Here is a 20,801-nt window from a genome sequence, read left to right as displayed (position 1 = left end):
AAAAGCAACGTTCGGCACACCCCCGTGAGTTTTTCTCAGGTGACCAATGGAAGAAAGTATATGTTGCTTTAACACTGTAAAGCAACATATACTTTTTTTAAGTACCTTCTTAAGGACACTTCCTCTATTAATAGAAGAACTCTTTTCCCTGCTTCCAATTTGATTGTAATCGTTCATATGACTGATATAATTTAAAGAAGGTTCCGATTTTACGCAGTTGTAAGGAGGATAAGTATGGCGATTTACAAAGCATTAACAATTGCAGGTTCAGACAGCAGCGGTGGTGCCGGATTACAGGCCGATTTGAAGACGTTCCAGGAACGCGGCGTATACGGTATGACAGCGATTACGACCATTGTCGCAATGGATCCCTACAACGGTTGGTTTCACAATGTTTTTCCCCAACAGGTGGAAACGGTTGAAGCACAATTAGAAACGATTATTACCGGCATTGGAATCGATGCTTTAAAAACGGGGATGCTCGGTTCAATAGAGATCATCGAACTGGCTGCCCGGAAAATTGAACAGCACCAGTTGAAAAATATTGTGATTGACCCTGTTATGGTCTGCAAAGGTGCGGACGAAGCATTACACCCGGAGACAAACGCAAGCTTGCGGGACGTGCTCGTTCCGAAAGCGACCATCGTTACACCGAATTTATTCGAAGCAGCGCAGTTAAGCGGCCAATCTCCCATTAAAACAGTCGATGACATGAAGGAAGCAGCAACCAAAATTCATTCGCTCGGGGCGAAATATGTCCTGATTAAAGGCGGTGGAAAGCTTGAACATGAAAAGGCGATTGACTTACTGTATGATGGGGAAACATTTGAAATTTTAGAGTCGGAGAGAATTGAAACGACCTATACACACGGGGCAGGATGCACGTATTCGGCGGCTATTACTGCAGAATTAGCCAAGGGAAAACCTGTGCGAGAAGCTATTCTCACGGCCAAAGCGTTTATTACTGAAGCGATCCGCCACTCTTTCCCGTTAAATTCATATGTTGGCCCGACCAACCATGCCGCTTACCGGGTGTTTGGGGCGAAAAAACAGCAGGCATAAAGCATCTCGAAAACAGATACGTTCAAAATGATGAAATCAAAAAAATAGCCCGCAGCCACTCTAAAAAGTAGTACGGACTATTTTTTTCATGAATTTTTGCTCACAGCGGCAGGATGGGGGCATAAAATGCCCCCTCTACTCCCCTTCGGTCGCTATCCGGTTTCGCTTCAAATTAGTATTGCCATTAAAGAGAGGTACCATTAACAGCATGCCAATTAAAAATAGCAAGCCGGCTGCCTCGTACATTGTAACGAGCGAAAATTGTGCTTTAAGCCAACCGGCCAGGCTCATCGTGATTACCATTGCGCCCATAAACAGCGGATTTAATACCCCATTAACCCGGCCAACGAAGGCCTCTTCGGTAGTCTGAAGGATTAACGTATTGATTCCGATATGAATGCATGGAAAGAACAATCCGTTAAGAAATTGTACAGCAAGTGTTAGGGGCAGGTTGGTAGACAGCCCAACACCGACCACTGAAAAGGCGCTGACAAACATTCCGATGGCAACAAGTTTCTGTGGAGCGATTTTTTTTGAAACTCCCAATACCAGCCCTCCGCCAACCAGCATTGCAGCTCCATTCACAGTCAGGAGCCACTGGACATTTTCCTTTGGCAGCCCGAGTCGTTCCATTACGATAAAAATACCAAGCGGCTGGATGATGCCGACCGCGAGTCCTGCAGCAATAAACGTTCCACCCAGCATTCGCAGCACTTTTCGGGACCATACATAATGGAATCCTTCCCTCATCTCCAACCAGAAGTTTGTGGCTGATTCGTCACTGCCGTTTGATTGATCCGGCGGCAGAAAAGTTAGCACCCCCGCAGACAGCAGAAATGCTCCTCCCATCACACCGATGGCAACGTGGATACCAAATCTCTGATAAACGAACGTTCCAATAATTGGACCGATAATCATAAAGATAGCCATCAGCGTCTGGTACATGGCCATGCCCATTTGCAGCTGCTCAGCAGGCACATGCAACTTAAAGAGCTTCATTGATGAAGGCTGTGAAAACTGGGAGAGGATCGAGGAAACGAATGTGACGAAAAACACGGCTTCCCATGTCCCGAAAATAATCGTTAACAGCACAATAAATACAGAAAGAGCGCTCAGCAGGTCACACCACACCATCGTTCTCTTCGGGCGCCAGCGATCCGCATACGTTCCCCCAATAAACGAAAACAGAAAAATCGGGGCGAATTCGGCGACAGAAATGAGTGAGACGTCAAATGGATTGTTATGAGTCCGTTCCATCACAAATAAAAGAATCGCAAAGTTGCGCACCCAGATCCCCATTTGCAAAAATACTCCGGACAGCATGATAGCCCGAACAAACCGATTCCGAAAAAAACCTGCCGATGCAGGTGATAATATAGGCATTTTTTCACTCCTTACCTTTCTAATTAACCCGACATTGCGTTTCTTAGATATTATGGTCTTCTGGCGGGGACGTTGTACCCTTGTTCATGATAGGGCTTCAGTTTTTCCAGCCATTTTTCCTCCAACGTGCTCAATATCTAGAATTTCACCCAATAAGAACTGCCGTCAGCCTTCCGATCCATAAATCCATACTCAATCAGGTAGCGGCGCAGCGTGACGTAGTCATCGTATACTTCCCGTAGAATTTTATTTACTTCTTTTTCGGTATACGTTTTTTGATAATCAAACCGTTTTATAATGTGCTTCAATATCGCTACCTTTCGTTTTTCCTTTTTTGGAAACTCCGCAAGCGGACCGTCTAGTCCGTCTTTAAAATACGCATCGAGAATCTCTTCATTTTCCTGTTCGGTAATCGCGTATCGCTCATCGAGCATCGTAGCCGTCCGATGAATAGGAATGAACTTTTGCGGTGCGGCCGTTTTCTGCTCGACGAGTTCCATAATAGCAAGGTAAATTTTTGCCTGTTTCGCTTTCTCCCTGAGCGTAAAGCGGTGATTGCGTATTGTAGAGGTACTCCCCCCATCAAACTTCTTTACAATTTCGCTATCGCTGTATCCTTTATGAAAATAATTCACCAAACTTTTTTGCAAGTCCGTGAGCCCGGTAAGTTTCTTGTCAAGGTCCAGCAAATAATCAAACATCGAGGAATGCTCATGAGCGATATGGATGTGGATGAACCTTTTGGCTTCATAAAAAACATCATCCTTCCGATACACCACTCCGTCCATAAAACGACGGCCACAAATTAAACAAATATATTCTTCCGTCGCTTCCTCATAAACATAACCCTGCTTAATTTCTTCCACTGAGGCATTCCAAAACAATTCAGAAACATCACTCACAAAAAACACTTCCCCTTACCGTTTGCTTATTACATAGACATTCTATATTATTGTTTGCTTGATTTCAATATATAAAATCATTTTTTTATAAACAGTTTTGATACAGGTTTGGATTTTATGTAGATATTAATGTTCAACATCTAGAAAATAACATCTTGAGCTGGCAGTATGAAGTGAATCTGTTTTATTTTTTGCTTTCTTCCTGCTCCTAACAGTCTCAACTTCCATGCAAGGGAAGACGGTGCAGAAATAAAGAAGGTCGATTTCAATATTTTCACAAACTCTTCACTGTCCTTATTTTTTCCAATGTGCGAGAATGACTTTACACCATACACGTTCAAAAACCAGACAGATAGTGAGGGGTATCTTTAATGAATAAGCGTTCCATTTTTCGTTCTTGTATTCTTCTTCTCTTTTTTCTTGTCCCACTTTTGAATATTTTTCGAATCGACTTATTATCGAATCATTTTTTCATGTTTGGCAGCGAGTTTGCGTTCAGCGAAGGTCGAATCCTGTTGTATGCGATTTTGCTTATCGTCTATTCGTTCGTGGCGATTGCCGTTTGGTTTGGGCGCCAATTCTGTGGCTGGGCATGCCCGCACAATAAGTTTCTTATTCACCTGAACCGTATACTCAGCCTTCCGGTTTTTCAAAAGCATCCTGTGTTAAAAACCATAGTGGATACGGTGATTCTGCTTATATGTGCCCCTGTAATCACGTTCGGTGTTATTGCGTATTTCTACGATCCGGCGCAGCTGCTTTCCTACATTATTCATTTTGATTTATCAGCCTGGACCTTCCGCGCGTTTCTCACGATTTCTGTTTTCTTTTTCATTCTGCTTAACTCGCGGCTTCGCTATAAGTTTTGCCGGGTGTCCTGTCCTTACGGTATCTTCCAAATGGCGCTGTCGGACAAACATTCCCGGAAGGATGGATGTAAAAACATGGTGCGGGGCAGCGGACTCATTCTGACCGTAGTAATGCTTGTGCTGGTCTCGTTGTTCACATGGACGATTTCGGCTAATACGGGATTTGCGATTAGCCTGGGGAAAAATCTGCAGAATGTTCCCGTACAGAATTATATTATTTACACGTATAACCTCAACGTTGAAAACCTTACCGGCAAACCGGCCAGCTATTCTATTTCCTACAGCGGCATTCCGACTGCCTGGAAAACGGATCTTCCGAAACGAATTGATACAAAACCTCACTCTACTGCGGATATCCCCTTGCTGTTCCGCGTCGATCAGGGAAGCATTGATACGAATACGAAAATTACTCTGTCAATCAAAAACGACAGTGGTAAAGTGATGGAAAGGCAATTCTGCATTTTTCCGGTTAAAAGCTAGTTTCAGAATCACGCGCTTTTTGAAAATCTGGATTGTACCCAGACGTCCAGCTTTTTGACTTGTTTTTTGCCGATTGTAGAACCATATAGAATGAGTAAAACGATAACAAGTGTAAATAAATCAAGTTTTTTCATCATAACAAAATTAATAATTCCCATGACAACTTGTGGAATGACTCCGGTAATGGCAAGTAGAACAACACTTACCCTGAACCATACTTTTGATTTCATACGGTATCGGGCATAAAACATAAAAAACGTTGCTGACCAAGCCAAAACCTCGAGGACAGCTAGAATTGCCCACTTATATTCCATTAAAAAATTCACGTTCCAACACTCCCTTATCCTCACGTACTATCTCAAGAAAATAAAAAGCGGGAGAAAATACCTTTTGAGGATATTTTCTCCCGGGCTTTTGCCCCTCCGTGTACACAACGCAGTGTGCGTTTTCTCTCGGACCAGGCTGATCGCAACGATCACGGAACCCTAGAAAACAGTAACTGAATCATTAATTTTTTCACTAATGCGATTCTAACACAAACCTAAAGATGTAGTAAGTCAAAACCGCTGTTTTTACTCACTAAGAATCGTTACGGTTGGCATATCGGCAGGTGCCCATTCAAGACTGGATAAATCCTTTCGCGCTAACCACACTACTTTTTCATGTTCACGCACGTTTGGCTCTCCGGAAACAATCGAAGCATAATACGTCATCAAATGAATAGCTGTATCAGGGTACTCATAGACGGAATCGGACACGAGTTCACCTACTTTAATATCAATATCCAACTCCTCCTTGATTTCCCGCTTTAACGCCTGCTGGGGGTTTTCACCCTCCTCAATTTTCCCACCCGGAAATTCCCACATGCCAGGCAGGGGCATTCGCTGCGAACGAAGCGCACACAACACTTCACCATGCCGGTTGATAATGACCGCTCCTACCACATCCAATTGTTTCACTGATAATCACTCTTTTCATGTTTTTGTATATGACAGCATCAATAAAGATAGGCCGATTTAGCTTCTTTTATCAATGTAACAAACGGTGTATAGTCATTTCAACATATTGAGGCCTTTTAACATATTGAGGCCTTTTAACATCCTGTACAAAGGCTTCATGCGCAGCTAAAAAAACTCTGTGCAGAATTTTCTTTCCGCACAGAGGGGTATAAACACGAACATTCATCTTTAGTGAACTTGAGCGTTAAACGTCATGATCCAGGCAGAGCCGCCAACAATTGTGATAACAAAGATAATGCCAAGCACTAAAGCCATCACGTTATATCCAGGCTTTTCGCTTTCCCTGATATGCATGAAGAAGAATAACTGCACCAGAAATTGAAGCACCGCCATCGCTACAATCACGACAACGAGCGGTCCCATGCTCATCATATGATTAAATACGAGCACCATAGGAATGATGGTTAGTATAATCGATAAGATAAACCCAATAACATACGATTTGGTAGATCCATGGTTTTCTTGATGTGACATCTTACATCACCCCCATCAGATAAACGACGGTAAAGAGAAAGATCCAAACAGCGTCAAGAAAGTGCCAATACAAACTAATAATAGACACTTTTCGATTGGTAACATCGGTAATTCCATAATGTTTTAATTGGAATATAATGCCAATCATCCAAATTAAACCGACCGAAACGTGGAGACCGTGCGTACCGACTAAGGTAAAGAAGGCAGAGAGGAAAGCACTACGGGAAATCGTTGCGCCCTCCATAGCCATTTTTGTAAACTCACTTACTTCAAAACCTATAAATCCGAGGCCTAACAGCACGGTAACGATTAACCAGCCAATCAAGCTCTTGAGCTTTCCTTTATGCATAGCTAAGGTAGCTAATCCGCTCGTAAAACTACTCGTTAACAACAGAAACGTTTCAGTAACAAAGCCGGGAACTTCAAAAAGTTCCTTGCCCGTAGGTCCGCCGTCCGTATGCGTTCGCAGCACAACATAGGTTGCAAACAAAGATCCGAATAAGATACAGTCTGTCACAAGGAAAATCCAGAATCCAAGTATTTTTAAGGATTCGTGGTTCTCATGTCCGTGATCCTCGTGATGGGATACAGCATGTTCCATTATACCACCTCCCCAAACGATGCTTCGGTACGTTGAACTTCGTCAACAGGAATATAATAATCCGTATCATATTGGAAAGAACGGGCTATCAAACAACCAGCTACTCCGACCAGGCCAATGATGCCCATCCAGGTCCACTCAAACGTGAATCCAAATCCGGCGATAAACCAGAAGACCGCCATAATAAACGGAATTGCAGAGTCCTTCGGCATATGAATCGGTTCATACTTTACTTTTTCTTTCTTGGTTCCTTCTTTTTGCATTTCCTGCTTCATCAACCACCATGCATCATGGCCTTTGACATGTGGAACGACTGCAAAGTTGTAAAGAGGAGCCGGAGAAGGAATCGACCATTCCAATGTGCGGCCATTCCATGGATCTCCTGTCAAATCACGTTCACCTTTAAAAATACTGTAAAGAATTTGCCATACCTGGAAGAGGAACCCGACTCCCATCAGTACGGCTCCGATAGACGACACAAGGTTGAGAGGTGCCCAGCCCATATCCCAGCCGTACGTATACACACGTCGGGTCATGCCCATGAATCCTAAAGCATACTGCGGCATGAAACATACATAGAAACCAATATTCCAGAACCAGAACGCCCATTTTCCTAAGCGTTCATCCAGTTTAAATCCAAACATTTTTGGCCACCAGTAGTACAGCCCGGCCAGATACCCAAACACAACACCACCGATTAATACTTGGTGGAAGTGGGCAATCAGAAAATAGCTGTTGTGGTATTGATAGTCTGCCGGAGCAACGGCAAGCATAACACCTGTCGCCCCACCGATAACAAAACACGGAACGAACGCAAGGGTCCATAACATCGGTAGAGTCATCTGAATCCGTCCACGGTACAGGGTAAACAGCCAGTTGAATACTTTAACCCCTGTCGGAATTGCGATAGCCATCGTCGAAATAGCAAAGAAGGTATTAACATCAGCCCCTGCACCCATAGTGAAGAAGTGGTGAACCCATGTGAAGTAAGAAAGAATACTGATAATCATCATGGAGAACACCATTGACTTATAACCAAAAACTGTCTTTTTGGCAAATGTGCTTACGACCTCGGAGAATATACCAAACGCCGGAAGGACAACGATATACACTTCAGGGTGTCCCCACATCCAAATTAAGTTAACATACATCATCGGATTTCCGCCATGTAACATGGTGAAGAAATGCGCACCCATAAAACGGTCAATAAACAACAGAGCAAGAGTTACCGTCAATACCGGGAACGCAAAAATGATGATGATACAGCTTGCGAGAACCGACCATGTAAACAAAGGCATTTTCATCAGCTTCATGCCCGGGGCACGCATTTTTAAAATGGTTACGATAAAGTTAATCCCGGTAGCTAAACTACCGATTCCGGAAATCTGAATACCCCAAATATAGAAGTTCTCACCAGGTCCCGGGCTAAACATGGTTTCAGACAATGGCGGGTAACTCAACCAACCCGCATTCGGAGAGCCACCTATTACAAATGATAAGTTAAAGAGCATGGCTCCCATAAAAAACAACCAGAAGCTTATCGCATTCAAGAACGGATATGCAACGTCTCGCGCTCCGATTTGAAGCGGAACAGCGATGTTGAACAAGGCGAACATGAACGGCATCGCCATGAAGAGAATCATAATCGTACCGTGCGTGGTAAAAATTTCATTGTAGTGTTCCGATTGTAGAAAATGCATATTGGGGAACGCCAATTGTGCACGCATCAACAGAGCATCGACTCCACCACGGAACAGCATCAATAGCGACGCAATTAAATACATAATACCGATTTTTTTATGGTCAACAGTTGTTATCCATTCACGCCATAACCAGCCCCACTTTTTGAAGTACGAAAGAACAAAGAGAATGGCAAGACTGGCCAAGACAATCGAAACGTCCGCACCATATATCATAGGGTCACCAGTGACAAAGAAGTGCGATTTGCTGCTATCTAACATCTAGTTTTCCTCCTTCCTTTCGCCTTACTGGTTCATTTTCATGCCGGACATATCCATACCGGGCATGTTACTTTTTTGGTTTCCATCGTTTTGCATTTGATGATTCATATATCGACCACCATTTTTATTCACAGTTTCTTCGAAAAGTCCCTCAGGGTAGGATGAGTAAGTCACCTGTTTAGAAAGACCTGGTTTGGCCAGTTGGACATAACCGTCTTTTGTTAAAGCTGGCGCCGTTTGTTTCACTTGTTTTACCCAATCATTAAACTCGGATTGCGGTTTCGCAACGACCTGGAACTGCATATGAGCGAATCCTTTTCCAGTGAAGTTCGCGCCAGAACCAAAATAAGTACCCGGGTGGTCAGCCTGCAACCAGAGGCGCATGGCCATTCCAGGCATGGTATATTCCTGTCCGCCTAGCTGCGGAACCCAGAATGAGTTCATCGGTGCATCCGATGTCAATACAAATTGAACAGGAACTCCATTCGGAATCTCGCAATAATTTACGGTTGCAATCTTTTGGTCAGGATATTGAAACAGCCATTTCCAATCCAGAGAAGTAACCTGAATCGTAATCGGCTTCGTATCCTGCACCGGCGGTTTGGTTAAAGCATACGTATCTCTTGCTGTGAAATAACCTAGAATACCAATAATGATGATTGGAATCCCCCACCATACAATTTCAAGCACTTTGCTGTCTGCCCAATCAGGAGTATAGGGCGCATCGTTACCCGGTTTGTCCCGGTAACGAGCGACGATATACACGAGAATAGCCAGAACTGGAATGACGACAATAGCACATAGGATTGTAGAAATCACGATCAAATGAAGCTCGGTTTGGCCAACAGGTCCTTTAGGGTCTAAAACAATATAATTATTGCTACATCCGGCCAACAACACTGTCGTCAAGGCTGCCATAAAGAATAATTTAACGCGGTTAAGCAAGCCTTTTTTCTTCACTTTGTTTCATCTCCTCTCTTACACATCCACCTAACGCATAGGCGGCGGTACTTTTCACTTTGTGAATAAAAATTAAAACAGAATAAAAACATGTTGGTAACAATTCTGCACTAGTCAACGTTTCTATAATATCAAAGGTAAAAACAAGTGACGTATTAGTTTGATGAAAGTTCATCAATTTGTCACATGTTTAGTCATAAAGTTTTCACGATATATCCACATGTTAACTTTTTACCCATAAAAAGCACCAAGTCGCATCTTTTGAACTTGCTGTACGTTGTGTGGTTTGATAAAATTAGTTCTTAGTTATTTTGTTTCAATCCCTGCAAGTCGAATGATTTATATAATTGAAGCGACCTAAAGCGGAAAGGATGGGCCTGCATGTTTCAAATTCTCCCTTATATAAATGAGGCATTTATTCTATTGAGCGCTCTGTCTATGGCGATTGGATGGTGGCAAATCCGCCGGGGCCGAGTTGCTATCCACAAGCGGTTGATGCTGCTTGGAACGGTTTTAGCCGCGTTATTTTTCATTGGGTATGCCTTAAAAACGATTCTGGTGGGGGACACAACGTTTGGCGGGCCTGCACAGCTTCGATTGCCTTACCAGGTATTCTTACAAATTCATACGATACTTGCCACCGCTGCGGCCGTAATGGGTGTTGTTACATTGCGATTTGCCTTCAAGCAGGCGTTTGCAAAACATAAAAAGATTGGGCCGTGGACAGTCATCGCCTGGTTTATCACGACGGCCAGCGGGCTTGCTGTCTTTCTGCTCCTTTATGTTATTTACCCGCCAGGACCGACGACTAACATGTTAAGGAACTGGCTCGGTTATTAAAATGTGCCGGATAAAGTAATCGTAATCAATTTCTTCATGCAAGCAACTTAAACGCGGCATTTACAAACATTTTCACTCCGATTTCCAATGCATCCTCGTCTATAGTAAAACGGGCATCACCCATGTTCGGCTTCATCATATCCAGGGCCTCTTCACCAAATAGTTCACGCACGGTTTCTTCAATCACTTGTGTGACTTCCTCATTATTGATTACCGGGCGGTAACCGAACTCATATTTAAACTCGTACCCGGCACCGTGGGCGTCCGTTATGCCCTTCACGATTCGCTCCATAAGCCCCGGGACCGATTCTCTCAGTTTGGCATTGAAGCTGCGAACCGTTCCGCACATTTCAACCGAGCCCGGAATTACATTATGCATCGTACCGGCAGCGAACTGTGTCACGGAAACAACCAGGTTATCCAGAGGATCGGTATTTCTTGATACGATATGCTGCAGGTTGGTTACGACCTGGGCACCGATAGCGATTGAATCGACCGTCTGGTGAGAAAGCGCAGCATGTCCGCCTTTACCCTTAATCGTAATCCAGAACGTATCCGGAGCGGCCATCATCGGCCCATACACTACACCAATTTTGCCAAATTCCAGCGGTGACCACAAATGCGTCCCAATTATGAGATCGACGCCATCCATCACACCGGCCCGCACCATTTCTCCCGCTCCGCCGGGGAACAGCTCTTCCGCATGCTGAAACAAAAACCGCACTTCACCTTTGATTTTATCTTTAAGGCCGGATAGAATTTTCGCGGTCCCAAGCAGCATAGCCGTGTGCCCGTCATGTCCGCACGCATGCATAACCCCAGGATTTTTTGAGGCAAATGCAAACGTATTCTCCTCTCTGACTCTCTTTAACAGTCTTCTTCCAGTATACAACGAGCCCAGCACCAATAAGGCACTGAGCTCACTTTACTTGATAATCTTCGCATTTTACCCGGTAGTATACAGTTCTGGCCGGCGTTCTCTCAGATAATTGAAAACGGATGTGGCGTTTTCGATTTCCCCTAACGAAATTTCCACTGTTTTTACCATTTCCCTATCTTCTTCTATTTCCATTAGAACGCTGCTATCCGGGCCGATGACAGCACTTTGTCCATGATACTCGTATACAGCGTTTGAGCCAATCCGGTTGCAATAAACAACGAAACACTGGTTTTCGAGTGCTCTGGCAGTGACGAAAAGCCGATGGATATGTTCGTATGGAGCCATGTTGGCTGAATTAACAACAAGAAGTTTTGCCCCTTGGGAAGCGAGAGTTCTTGCCGGTTCAGGAAACTCAATGTCATAACATGTGAGGAGTCCAAGTTTGTAACCGTCTACATTCACTTCTATTAATTCGTTGCCTCGGCTAAATACAGAACTTTCTTCAGAAAAAAGGTGGGTCTTTCTGTAATAGGCGAGTGGTTCTCCATTTTTATGGATAAAGCAGGTTGTAATATACATTTCATTCTCTGATACGTATTCAGGGAACGAATAAACCAAATGGACTGGACAGGTGCCAAGTTTTTTCTGCAGCCTCTTAAAGCTATCGCCTTCACGTGATTCTGCCAGCATTTTCATTTGTTCCCCGGAAACCAGACCAGTCAGGACCAGTTCCGGTAAAACTAGCAGATCGGCTGATTGGTTATATGCTTGTTCGATTGATTTTTCTATTTTTTCCAGATTTTTTGCCTTATTCCCATCTACAACAGCGATCTGTGCAATAGCAATTCGCCACGATTTTTCCATGCGAAACCTCCTTACACGGCTTCCTCTATATCAAAATTCAGTTCAGGCGGCTGCTTTCTAAGCATTTTTGTGAGGAACAACAGATAGCCAAATCCACATGCCGCCCAGATTGCTCCCAGGATTAACGCATCTTTATCTAAGCTGACCAAAAGCCAACTATCAAACGCTGCACCAATCAGCGGAAATAAGAAATAGAATAAGCTGTCTTTAAATGTTCGTCTGCGCCCCTTAACAAAATAATGGACAATAACAGAAACGTTCACCAGTGTGAAGGCAGCAAATGCACCAAAATTAATGAAAGAGGTCGACGTAGATACATCAAGTTTGAGCGCAAGCAGCGCAATTACAGCAACAACGATGATATTGAATACAGGCGTTCTAAACTTTGGATGAAGATAGCCAAACACTTTCTTGGGCAGCACAGCGTCACGCCCCATTGCATACAGAAGCCTGGAAGCGCTGGCCTGGGCAGAAATCCCGGAAGCGAACTGTGCGATAATAATCCCTGCCAGGAAGATAGAACTAAATAAGTTTCCTCCAATTTGACGGGCGATCTCAAAACCGGCCGAGTTTACATCTTTGAAATCATTGTAATTCGGGTGGACTAACTGGGTGACATACGCTGAAACAATAAAAATGGCGCCGCCAATCAATGTGGTAAGAAGGATCGCTCTCGGAATTGTTTTTTCCGGTTGAATCGTCTCCTCTGTAAAAGTAGAAACGGCGTCAAATCCAAGAAACGAATAACAGGCAATCGCAGCACCGGCAAGCACAAACGAAAACGGAACATGGCCATTCGCAAATGGGCTTATCGAAACAAGTGTTCCGGCTCCCATACCACCCATTACATTTTTAACGCATAAAATAATAAAAATAGCGATAACGAGAAACTGAAAAGCCATCATCAATACGTTGATATTCTTGCTAAGCTTAATCCCTGCGATATTAATTACAGTAGTCACGATGATAAAGGAAAGTACCCACACCCATACAGGCACCTGGGGAAACGCCGCGTTTAAATAGGAGCTTCCAATGAGCCAGATGGCCATTGGTATGAAAACGTAATCTAAGAGAATCGCCCATCCTACCATGAAGCCAACATGGGAATTGATTGATTTGCGCGTATAGGTGTAAGAAGATCCCGCGACCGGGTATGCCTTTACCATTTGACTATAACTGTATGCGGTGAAAAACATAGCAATCATAGCGACAAGATATGCGCTTGCCTCCAGCCCGTGCGTGGCCTGGGCAATCGTGCCGTAAATCCCAAACACGATCATTGGCGCCAAATAGGCGAGTCCAAATAAAACCAAATGAGATAAAGTTAATGACCGCTGTAGAGAAACTTCCTGGTTCTTCATTAAAATCCCCCTTACAATCTAAGTATTCTACTATTACCCGGACTGCTTGCTTAAAAACCCGGTATCCACTACCAACCCGCCATAAGGAATATTGGCAATCCTGTAAGGAATGATCGTCCGACTAGACAGCGCTTTCATTCGTGTGCTGGGCTACCTCTCAATCATTGAGCCTATCAGGATTAAGGATTCACATTGTTACGCATTCTTTCATATGCAACCTTTATGCCAATTTTATAAAAACTTTAACAGCCCTTTTTAATACAGGCACATTAAAAACAGGAATCATCTTTAATTCATAATTGAATTAAAATCTACTGTCTTTTTACACCACCTATCCTCTTTCTGCTTGCAAAATAAACGGGAATCCCCCGTTATATCTATAACAATACACGGTGCGTTTTATATAAGGGACAGATTCCTACGTTAAGTCTTTTTTGAATCAGAATCATTCTTCTCTGACTTGTGTGTATAAGGGCCGTTCTGGTTCCTCATTTCAACAGCTAACTGGAACCTGGTTGGTGCCGGGGTACTTGGATTCTTTGCGCAACATTGTAAAACCGGAAGCACGGAACGAGAAGCTGCTGAAAATCTCTTGCCGGGGCTTAAACATTGGTTTGGCCGGCATAATTGTCATTCCGCCGGTCATTTATTATGGATGCGCATTGTGCCGGACACGATTTTTATTGTCGTCGGGGTTCTGCCGCTGATTTACGTAGCAGTCAAAGCATTGTTCAACTTGAAGAAGCCAAATGTAAAAGAAAGGGAACCCTTGAACGTGCCTGACCTGACAAAAGTGTAGTAAAGTAATATTAAACTAAATTATCGGCTAAAAGACCGGATACTTTCTGTACCCGGTCTTTTTCAGATTGGTCAAGACATTCCCTGCCTGGTAGACAGTTCAAATCGCAAAGCGTTCAGGTCAAATAAGGTGAATGGACTGTTTTTATGTGGTCAATATTATAAAATAATCGGGTTTCATCTGCTGTAATGAATTCAATGACTCCTTTATCGACCTTGTTGAGCTGTCCAATCTTGTGTGAATGCGTCCCCAAATCGAGAAAAATAAGTTTTCCCTCCAGTTTTTTCAACTGCTCTTCAAATGTTCTCGATAATGGGATAGTCGATGGATTAACCGGAAAAAAATCATTTTCCAGAGCATATAGAGATGTGTTGGAATTGTATGGTATAAGCCATTTTAAATGAAGCAAGGGGATGTACATCGTCTTATAGGCAGGAGAGTAAAAAACAAAATAGTTTGTAAGAACATTAGTAACGTAGCCATGGATGAGTTGATTCCCTGTAACATTTAGCTTAACAAATAAGCCTTTTGCATTGGTTAATATTTTTCGATAGGTTATTTCATCTCTATTATCAAAAGGCTCACTATCAGTCGGGGTTGGTATTTTAGCATTTTTTATATTTATATTTAATTTTAAGTGTTTCACATGAAGAAATGGCAGATAAACATATTGAGTTCCATCATACAAAACAAGTATGTCGGATCCGGCATCAATTAGAATGCCGATATGCCTTCCTTCTCCTGTTAATTCTATTAGAACTTCCTTTCCGAAAAATGTATCCAGAAAATTTCCCATCATTAACAACACCTAACTTTGCGTTTGAATAAAATACCTAGTGAATAAACCATTTAATCCAGAAATATAGACTTAAAAGACTTATTAGCAAACCCAATGGTATGACAAGAATAGTTACCTTCAGATAATCTCCCCATGTAATTTTTATTTGGTTTTGACGAAGGATAAACATCCAAATTAAGGATGCGAGTGTACCCATTGGCAACAATAGAGAGCCAATATCACTTCCGATAATATTCGCCAAATAAGCCACATGTAATGTTTGGTTATTCAATCCCATTTCTGTTAAGGTTATGGTTCCAATCATTACAGAGGGCAAATTGTTGAGTAAATTCGACATTACCGTGAGCAATAAACCTACAATAAATATGGTGGTGTAATTACCTGCAGATACATAATCTCTTAAGCCGTTAATAATCAGTGCGGTTAATCCTGAATTGTGCAGGCCGTAGACAATTACATACATGCTAAAGGCAAAAATTAAAATATACCATGGTGTTTTTTTTACCACGTCAATAGCGCCGATCCCTCTGAAATACCACCTTACACCAATAAGCAATCCCGCACCTATAACAGCCGGCCATTCAGGAGCAATGCCAAACGGAGCTAGTAAAAAGAAGCTTACTCTAACCGATACAACAATGGAGAGGCATATCTTGAACAATCTCCAATCGAAGAGTGGAGGCAGATGCTCGCCCGTTCTCTTTAAAGGGTGAAAATTTGTCACTTTGCCTCCACTTATTTCTCTCCCGATAAAATAATCCAGATTTACATCAGATAGTCGAGAGATTTTTATTGGAATACTTTTTCTAAAATAGGAGAAAAGAAGACATGCGATGGATGTCAATCCAATAATAGAGGGAACAAACATCATGGCTGCATACGAATTTAAATCAAGCCCCACTATATTTAATGCGATTAAGTTTGCCAGATTACTCACACCAATAGGAGCGCTCGCCCCTGTCGCTATTAAAGCCCCGGATAGAAGATATATGATTTTCTGATGATGCTTCAGGTTCAATATAGTCAGGATCTGAATAATGATGGGGGTAGTGATGAGAATACTGCCGTCATTGTTAAAAAAAAGGGTCATTAAAAAACAAAGCAAGTTAATGTACCAAAAGAGTTTAACACCTGAGCCGTTTGCTCTTGCCGCGATATTATAAGCTGCCCATTTAAATAACCCAATGCTCTCCAATACGATTGACATGACAATGGTTGATAGAATGGTTATGGCTGCCGGACTTACAATACCCACTATTTTGTAAATATCTTGCAGCCCAACGATTCCCGCGAGAAAGGTGATGGCCGCACCAATCCCGGACGGATATGACTCATTGATTCCAAATGGCCTCCAAATGATAAATAGTATAGTAACGAGGAAAACGGTAAACATAAACATTGCATTTCCATCAAACATTAAATTTCGCTCCAGTTTCCTGACTTGCCGTTAGAATCGACTTTTCGTCCCCTGGACGTTTTCCTGTAAATCTGAATCTAGGGCGATAAATTTTATTCTGGATAAATGTTTCGATGAATTCAGGCGGCCTAAGAAGAGAAAAAAGCATCCATCCTGCGAATAGAAAAATGAAGGCAAATACCAATCGCACTTCCCCCTTTCGCAATATGAGTTTCTTCTACTTTAATTTCTTCCAGCTGTTACAAAATCGGCGAGCCATACATTAAGATATTTGATTTTCCTTTGCGATTTGTATTTGATTTTCACCACCCTCCCCTTTGTCGTGTTCATTATTTTTTTAAACGCAATACTCTTTATTCTGCCATCGCTCTTCCTAATCTGTTCTTTCAAAGTATGATTTCTTTGCTTCCTCTTGCGTGGATCTTTCTGTTTCCGGTAATTTAGCGTAAAGGGCTGCTGTTCGGTTTTGTTCTCCTTGTGATTTTTCTCATTATGAGATGCGTCGGCAGATTCAACCTGACCGTCAACATGATTCCTTTTGCCATCTTTGTTGTTTGTGCTGTCGTCACTTTGTTCGACAATTGACCGGTCATCGACAAAACTAATAGTTTTGATGTGTTCTGTAAAGATGTTACTCATTTCTGAATTCATAATCAAAGTAATAAAATCCTCTGAAGAGGTATCACTAAGCACCCCTTGGATGCATTCCGGGCTTCCTCCGTTAACCCGCACCATGTGATACATCATCATTTGCAAAAGATGGTGGAAATTATCAGCTTCGAAATAGGAGCTCGTTTGATTATCTGCCTGATTCTCCATATCGGAATAATCCTTTGCATCATAAGAAAGCCTTTTAATATGGTCGATGTTATAATAGGTCACTTGTTCTCTATCATCCAATAAAACCAAGTAATCGCTTCCGACAAACAATACTCTACCTAAGCCAGACTCAGGACCTACATTGCCGATCCTAACTATCTTACCCTTCAAGGATTCGGCATCCTGGTGATTCAAATCCATTTCTATCATTGCCTCCCTTTACGTATCATTGTTAGTGACATTGCGATCATTTTTTATCGTTCTTGTTTTCATCTTTTTTTCCTTTCTCCTGCTGTTCTTTCTTCTCCTTATCTTGCTTTACTTCGTAACTAATGTTTTTGATATGAAAATTAAAAATAGTTACGACCTCATTCTTTGATACTAAAACTAAGCGGTCATCATAGTTTTCAGCCAATACCCCCTCCACTCTATCAGGGCCACGATTAATTTGTACCCAGCGGTTTTTCATTCCTTCCAATACTTGTTCAAATGTATCCACCTCCAAATATTGAGGCGCGACATAGTTCGGATCAACTGACGTAGCATTAGAATAGTCCTTTGCGTCCAGGCTAATGCTTTTAATATGATTGGCTTTGTAATAAATAACCCCCTCATCCTCACAATACAGAACCAGATGATCCGAGCTTATCTTTAATAACTTCCCGCATCTGGATTCAGGACCCACTCTACCGATTCTTACAGTTCTTCCAACCAACGAGTCCAATTTGGAAAGTTCCATTAGGATGATGTCCCCTCTCATTTGTTAATGGTAATTAAATGTACTGTATCTTACGTTGCCAGTGACTCTTTAGGACTGATGAAACCGCCTGTTCTTCAAAGTTTAGGCTTCTATAGAGCCTGTTAACCTTGTCCGCGCAATCCCTTTCCCGCTATATCCTTACATTTCAAAATATTGATCGTTAAGTTTTTTTGTATGTAATGATGCATGGACGGAGGGAAGTCAAGAATGTCTTAACGTTAAAAACTTTCTAATTAAACTTGCATAATCACGTAATATAACCTTACAATATTCCTATTATGATATATAACATTACAATAGTTGTTAAATATCATTCCTAACGCTGGAATAGGAGGGGAATAAAATGGGCTTTTTTGGATGGCTAGACTTTCGGGAAGGTGTTCCGCTTTGGTGGTCGTATCAACTGAACCGCCAAATTACGAAGTCAATTGAAGAAATATTCGAAGGAATCGCCAAAACACGTGTCACCTTGTTAACAGACTGGGCAAATGAACAATGGGCGTTTCTGGAAAACACCTCTTTAGAATTGCAGCGGATCCCAGAAGTAGACCGCAGTCAATATCTTGAAGACCGATTGCAAAAAGCGGTTTATTTTACAGAATTGTTTCTGTTAACCCCAGAGTGTATCGTTAGCGCCTCCACGTATACCAAGCATCGAGGCAGGTCATATTCAGGGGGGCAAACTCCTATTCTTAAACGAGCAATTGATCACATATTTCATACCCAAGAAAAAATGCTTTACGGGCCTTTTCTCGATCAAATCACCCTCGAAATCGGTCCGCGCACTTCCCAATTCCATGATGAAGTGACCCTGCTGTTTCTACAACCAATCATCCAGCATGGAAAGTTGAACTACATAGTAGCCGGCCGCATTCCAAATGATGTGTTGGGTGATTTAATACAGCGGGAAGCCGGACACGTATACCGCGATTCAGGGGATAATTACTTGTTTATGGCCAAGTCAAATTTTGACCCGGCGATTTCTCCAGGTACCGCCTTGTCCCGCAGCCGTTTTGAAGATCGAACGTTTACACTGGGGGAAAATCTTAAAGACGGGGTACATACCAAGCACTGGGGTGTTGTGAAAATTCGCAATCATACCGAATTTGAAATCCGTTTTACAGATCCGGCCACAAAGGAATTACACCCCGGTGTGATGAATACCATTCGGAATGGCGAAAATATTTTCGTCCACTTCCCCGGCTACTCTGACTACCGCCATGTCCCGGTAATTGGTAAAGGAATAACGTTTCAGATGCCCGGATCACCGGATATATGGGGGATGATGTGCGAGGCCGATTTGGAAGAGGTCTACAGGCGGCGCTCCATAAGCTGGCGATTAGGCAAAAGGTTCGCCACCTTAACCGCAATAGGAATTGCCCTGCATCAAGGATTAGTACTTTCTAATATATTGCCTTCCTGGGCTATTTTATTTATCGAAATACTATATGGGGTTCTTGCTGCGTATCTTTTTTATAAAAAAGGAGTCGTTCCTATAACATCCCGCTTGAACCATATGACACAAATCATCCGGCAAATTGCGGAGGGTGGTGGAGACCTTACCATCCGGTTAGACCATAGCACGCAGTCTAACGATGAAACGAGTGAATTGGGACGTTGGGTCAACAACCTCATTGATAGTTTGGATGAACTGATAAGCAAAGTAAAATCTGCCACGTTGGATGTGGAACAGACCAATGAGTCGTTGCGAGGAAAAACGATTCAAGTTGAAAAGGATTCCTTTACTGTGATTAAACGTATGGATGACATGCTAGAGGGTATGAGGCAGCAGTTAGAAGATGTACAACAAGCAATGCAACAGGTTGATCAGGTAAGTGACACTCTTCGAAGCGTAGAACAGTTATCACAGGAACAATTGTTCCATGCTCAGGATCAGGTAGAAAGCATTAATGTGAAAATGCAAGCGATTGTAGAGCGGGTACATGAGGCAATGGCATTGACCGCGAATTTCACTGAACACTCCAGCAATATCGGACGCATTGTAGATACCATTAACAATGTTGCAAACCAGACAAATTTACTGGCGTTAAATGCAACGATTGAAGCATCCAGAGCTGGCGAGTATGGGCGCGGATTCGCTGTTGTCGCTCAAGAAATTCGAAAACTCGCTGAACAAACCACTTCATCCACACAGGAAATAAGTCATACACTGGAAAAAATCAAGGTTGGTTCCCATTTAGTTCAGAAGGCAATTCAAGAGAGCAGTAAAGAGGTGGAAAAAGGGGCCAGCTACGTTCAAATGGTACAAGGAGTGCTGACCTCAATGTCCCAGTCCTCTGCTTCCCATCCAGACGTAACAGAACAGATCAGAAACATCATTGGCAATATCGCCAGTATAAACGAACAAAATGTCAAAACAGTGGGAAATGTGGATCAATCTACTGGAGAAATGGTAAATATGGTACAAGATGCACGTTTCGATTCAGAACAGAGTTCCTTGGTCATATTCAATCTTCGTCGCTTAGTAGATAAATTCAAACTTTCAACAAAATAACGTAAGGAGGTAACGGACGCGTTCTCTCTTTATATT

At 42.6% G+C, this 20,801-nt stretch carries 19 protein-coding genes, 2 pseudogenes and 1 riboswitch; of the genes and pseudogenes, 5 read left to right on the top strand and 16 right to left on the bottom strand.

What is annotated here, in order from left to right; all coding sequences use genetic code 11:
* Positions 1-234 precede the first annotated feature (234 nt).
* Positions 235-1,062 (top strand): pyridoxine/pyridoxal/pyridoxamine kinase, encoded by an 828-nt coding sequence (gene pdxK, locus H525_RS0111200; RefSeq protein ID WP_027416295.1) that lies wholly within the window; start codon positions 235-237, stop codon positions 1,060-1,062.
* A gap of 135 nt (positions 1,063-1,197) precedes the next feature.
* Here the strand turns inward: pdxK and H525_RS0111195 are convergent, their stop codons facing one another.
* Positions 1,198-2,445 carry an MFS transporter gene (locus H525_RS0111195; RefSeq protein ID WP_027416294.1) on the bottom strand — a complete coding sequence of 416 codons (1,248 nt, stop codon included), beginning with the start codon at positions 2,443-2,445 and terminating at the stop codon, positions 1,198-1,200.
* Positions 2,446-2,582: 137 nt separating this feature from the next.
* On the bottom strand, positions 2,583-3,347 hold the full coding sequence (locus H525_RS0111190; protein ID WP_027416293.1) for a DUF2087 domain-containing protein: 765 nt from the start codon (positions 3,345-3,347) through the stop codon (positions 2,583-2,585).
* A gap of 371 nt (positions 3,348-3,718) precedes the next feature.
* Here H525_RS0111190 and H525_RS0111185 point away from each other — a divergent pair, with 371 nt between their 5' ends.
* Positions 3,719-4,696 (top strand): 4Fe-4S binding protein, encoded by a 978-nt coding sequence (locus tag H525_RS0111185; RefSeq protein WP_027416292.1) that lies wholly within the window; start codon positions 3,719-3,721, stop codon positions 4,694-4,696.
* Positions 4,697-4,704: 8 nt separating this feature from the next.
* Here H525_RS0111185 and H525_RS0111180 read toward each other — a convergent pair whose 3' ends face one another.
* The 7 genes from H525_RS0111180 to H525_RS27785 all read right to left on the bottom strand — a co-directional run bounded on the left by H525_RS0111180 (position 4,705) and on the right by H525_RS27785 (position 9,886).
* A complete protein-coding gene (locus H525_RS0111180; RefSeq protein WP_027416291.1) occupies positions 4,705-5,022 on the bottom strand; it encodes a hypothetical protein in 318 nt (105 codons plus the stop codon).
* A gap of 75 nt (positions 5,023-5,097) precedes the next feature.
* A riboswitch (guanidine-I (ykkC/yxkD leader) is annotated at positions 5,098-5,196 on the bottom strand.
* A 72-nt stretch (positions 5,197-5,268) separates the two neighbouring features.
* The gene (locus H525_RS0111175; RefSeq protein WP_027416290.1) at positions 5,269-5,655 is read right to left on the bottom strand and encodes a (deoxy)nucleoside triphosphate pyrophosphohydrolase; all 387 of its coding nucleotides are present in this window, start codon (positions 5,653-5,655) and stop codon (positions 5,269-5,271) included.
* Positions 5,656-5,883: 228 nt separating this feature from the next.
* Positions 5,884-6,189: a cytochrome o ubiquinol oxidase subunit IV gene (cyoD, locus tag H525_RS0111170; RefSeq protein ID WP_027416289.1), complete on the bottom strand. Its 306-nt coding sequence runs from the start codon at positions 6,187-6,189 to the stop codon at positions 5,884-5,886.
* Position 6,190: 1 nt separating this feature from the next.
* Positions 6,191-6,790, bottom strand: coding sequence for a cytochrome o ubiquinol oxidase subunit III (cyoC, locus tag H525_RS0111165; protein ID WP_027416288.1), 600 nt, complete (start codon positions 6,788-6,790; stop codon positions 6,191-6,193).
* Positions 6,790-8,751 carry a cytochrome aa3 quinol oxidase subunit I gene (gene qoxB / locus H525_RS0111160; RefSeq protein ID WP_027416287.1) on the bottom strand — a complete coding sequence of 654 codons (1,962 nt, stop codon included), beginning with the start codon at positions 8,749-8,751 and terminating at the stop codon, positions 6,790-6,792. The genes cyoC and qoxB overlap by 1 nt, the downstream gene beginning before the upstream one ends.
* A 24-nt stretch (positions 8,752-8,775) precedes the next feature.
* A complete protein-coding gene (locus H525_RS0111155) occupies positions 8,776-9,669 on the bottom strand; it encodes a COX aromatic rich motif-containing protein (RefSeq protein ID WP_051330976.1) in 894 nt (297 codons plus the stop codon).
* Between the two features lie 19 nt (positions 9,670-9,688).
* Positions 9,689-9,886 (bottom strand): hypothetical protein, encoded by a 198-nt coding sequence (locus H525_RS27785; RefSeq protein ID WP_162142494.1) that lies wholly within the window; start codon positions 9,884-9,886, stop codon positions 9,689-9,691.
* 206 nt (positions 9,887-10,092) lie between these two features.
* Here H525_RS27785 and H525_RS0111150 point away from each other — a divergent pair, with 206 nt between their 5' ends.
* On the top strand, positions 10,093-10,551 hold the full coding sequence (locus H525_RS0111150; protein ID WP_035100730.1) for a DUF420 domain-containing protein: 459 nt from the start codon (positions 10,093-10,095) through the stop codon (positions 10,549-10,551).
* 34 nt (positions 10,552-10,585) lie between these two features.
* On the opposite strand, the pseudogene H525_RS23690 reads toward H525_RS0111150, so the two are convergent.
* The 3 genes and pseudogenes from H525_RS23690 to H525_RS0111135 all read right to left on the bottom strand — a co-directional run.
* A pseudogene (locus H525_RS23690) lies at positions 10,586-11,413 on the bottom strand (amidohydrolase); the annotation flags it as partial.
* Positions 11,414-11,497: 84 nt separating this feature from the next.
* Positions 11,498-12,295, bottom strand: coding sequence for a carbon-nitrogen hydrolase family protein (locus H525_RS0111140; RefSeq protein ID WP_027416284.1), 798 nt, complete (start codon positions 12,293-12,295; stop codon positions 11,498-11,500).
* Positions 12,296-12,306: 11 nt separating this feature from the next.
* On the bottom strand, positions 12,307-13,656 hold the full coding sequence (locus tag H525_RS0111135) for an APC family permease (protein WP_027416283.1): 1,350 nt from the start codon (positions 13,654-13,656) through the stop codon (positions 12,307-12,309).
* Positions 13,657-14,134: 478 nt separating this feature from the next.
* Between H525_RS0111135 and H525_RS28555 the strand changes: the two are divergent.
* Positions 14,135-14,455: pseudogene (locus H525_RS28555) on the top strand (hypothetical protein); the annotation flags it as partial.
* Positions 14,456-14,570: 115 nt separating this feature from the next.
* On the opposite strand, the gene H525_RS0111125 reads toward H525_RS28555, so the two are convergent.
* From H525_RS0111125 to H525_RS0111105, 4 genes are all read right to left on the bottom strand, one after another.
* The gene (locus H525_RS0111125) at positions 14,571-15,254 is read right to left on the bottom strand and encodes a DUF2642 domain-containing protein (protein WP_155837232.1); all 684 of its coding nucleotides are present in this window, start codon (positions 15,252-15,254) and stop codon (positions 14,571-14,573) included.
* A gap of 34 nt (positions 15,255-15,288) precedes the next feature.
* Positions 15,289-16,671, bottom strand: coding sequence for an arsenic transporter (locus H525_RS0111120; RefSeq protein ID WP_081413356.1), 1,383 nt, complete (start codon positions 16,669-16,671; stop codon positions 15,289-15,291).
* Between the two features lie 222 nt (positions 16,672-16,893).
* Entirely contained in the window at positions 16,894-17,700 is an 807-nt protein-coding gene (locus tag H525_RS0111110) for a hypothetical protein (RefSeq protein WP_155837231.1), read from the bottom strand.
* 37 nt (positions 17,701-17,737) lie between these two features.
* Complete coding sequence (locus H525_RS0111105; protein WP_027416277.1) at positions 17,738-18,229, bottom strand: hypothetical protein; 492 nt, start codon at positions 18,227-18,229, stop codon at positions 17,738-17,740.
* Positions 18,230-18,593: 364 nt separating this feature from the next.
* On the opposite strand from H525_RS0111105, the gene H525_RS0111100 reads away from it, so the two are divergent.
* The gene (locus H525_RS0111100) at positions 18,594-20,765 is read left to right on the top strand and encodes a methyl-accepting chemotaxis protein (protein ID WP_027416276.1); all 2,172 of its coding nucleotides are present in this window, start codon (positions 18,594-18,596) and stop codon (positions 20,763-20,765) included.
* Positions 20,766-20,801 lie beyond the last annotated feature (36 nt).

Origin of the sequence: Aneurinibacillus terranovensis DSM 18919 (assembly GCF_000430625.1) — a bacterium.
In the GTDB taxonomy this organism is placed as follows: domain Bacteria; phylum Bacillota; class Bacilli; order Aneurinibacillales; family Aneurinibacillaceae; genus Aneurinibacillus_B; species Aneurinibacillus_B terranovensis.
Note: the sequence above shows the minus strand (reverse complement) of the source record. Positions and strands in the feature narration are given on the sequence as shown.

What these genes read in the sequence shown, in the direction of transcription:
- H525_RS0111140 (WP_027416284.1), bottom strand. Translation starts at nt 12,295, where the DNA reads ATGGAAAAATCGTGGCGAATTGCTATTGCACAGATCGCTGTTGTAGAT.
- H525_RS0111120 (WP_081413356.1), bottom strand. Translation starts at nt 16,671, where the DNA reads ATGTTTGATGGAAATGCAATGTTTATGTTTACCGTTTTCCTCGTTACT.
- H525_RS0111185 (WP_027416292.1), top strand. Translation starts at nt 3,719, where the DNA reads ATGAATAAGCGTTCCATTTTTCGTTCTTGTATTCTTCTTCTCTTTTTT.
- H525_RS0111150 (WP_035100730.1), top strand. Translation starts at nt 10,093, where the DNA reads ATGTTTCAAATTCTCCCTTATATAAATGAGGCATTTATTCTATTGAGC.
- H525_RS27785 (WP_162142494.1), bottom strand. Translation starts at nt 9,886, where the DNA reads ATGAACTTTCATCAAACTAATACGTCACTTGTTTTTACCTTTGATATT.
- H525_RS0111125 (WP_155837232.1), bottom strand. Translation starts at nt 15,254, where the DNA reads ATGATGGGAAATTTTCTGGATACATTTTTCGGAAAGGAAGTTCTAATA.
- pdxK (WP_027416295.1), top strand. Translation starts at nt 235, where the DNA reads ATGGCGATTTACAAAGCATTAACAATTGCAGGTTCAGACAGCAGCGGT.
- H525_RS0111195 (WP_027416294.1), bottom strand. Translation starts at nt 2,445, where the DNA reads ATGCCTATATTATCACCTGCATCGGCAGGTTTTTTTCGGAATCGGTTT.
- H525_RS0111110 (WP_155837231.1), bottom strand. Translation starts at nt 17,700, where the DNA reads ATGATAGAAATGGATTTGAATCACCAGGATGCCGAATCCTTGAAGGGT.
- qoxB (WP_027416287.1), bottom strand. Translation starts at nt 8,751, where the DNA reads ATGTTAGATAGCAGCAAATCGCACTTCTTTGTCACTGGTGACCCTATG.
- H525_RS0111135 (WP_027416283.1), bottom strand. Translation starts at nt 13,656, where the DNA reads ATGAAGAACCAGGAAGTTTCTCTACAGCGGTCATTAACTTTATCTCAT.
- H525_RS0111100 (WP_027416276.1), top strand. Translation starts at nt 18,594, where the DNA reads ATGGGCTTTTTTGGATGGCTAGACTTTCGGGAAGGTGTTCCGCTTTGG.
- H525_RS0111155 (WP_051330976.1), bottom strand. Translation starts at nt 9,669, where the DNA reads ATGGCAGCCTTGACGACAGTGTTGTTGGCCGGATGTAGCAATAATTAT.
- cyoC (WP_027416288.1), bottom strand. Translation starts at nt 6,790, where the DNA reads ATGGAACATGCTGTATCCCATCACGAGGATCACGGACATGAGAACCAC.
- cyoD (WP_027416289.1), bottom strand. Translation starts at nt 6,189, where the DNA reads ATGTCACATCAAGAAAACCATGGATCTACCAAATCGTATGTTATTGGG.
- H525_RS0111105 (WP_027416277.1), bottom strand. Translation starts at nt 18,229, where the DNA reads ATGGAACTTTCCAAATTGGACTCGTTGGTTGGAAGAACTGTAAGAATC.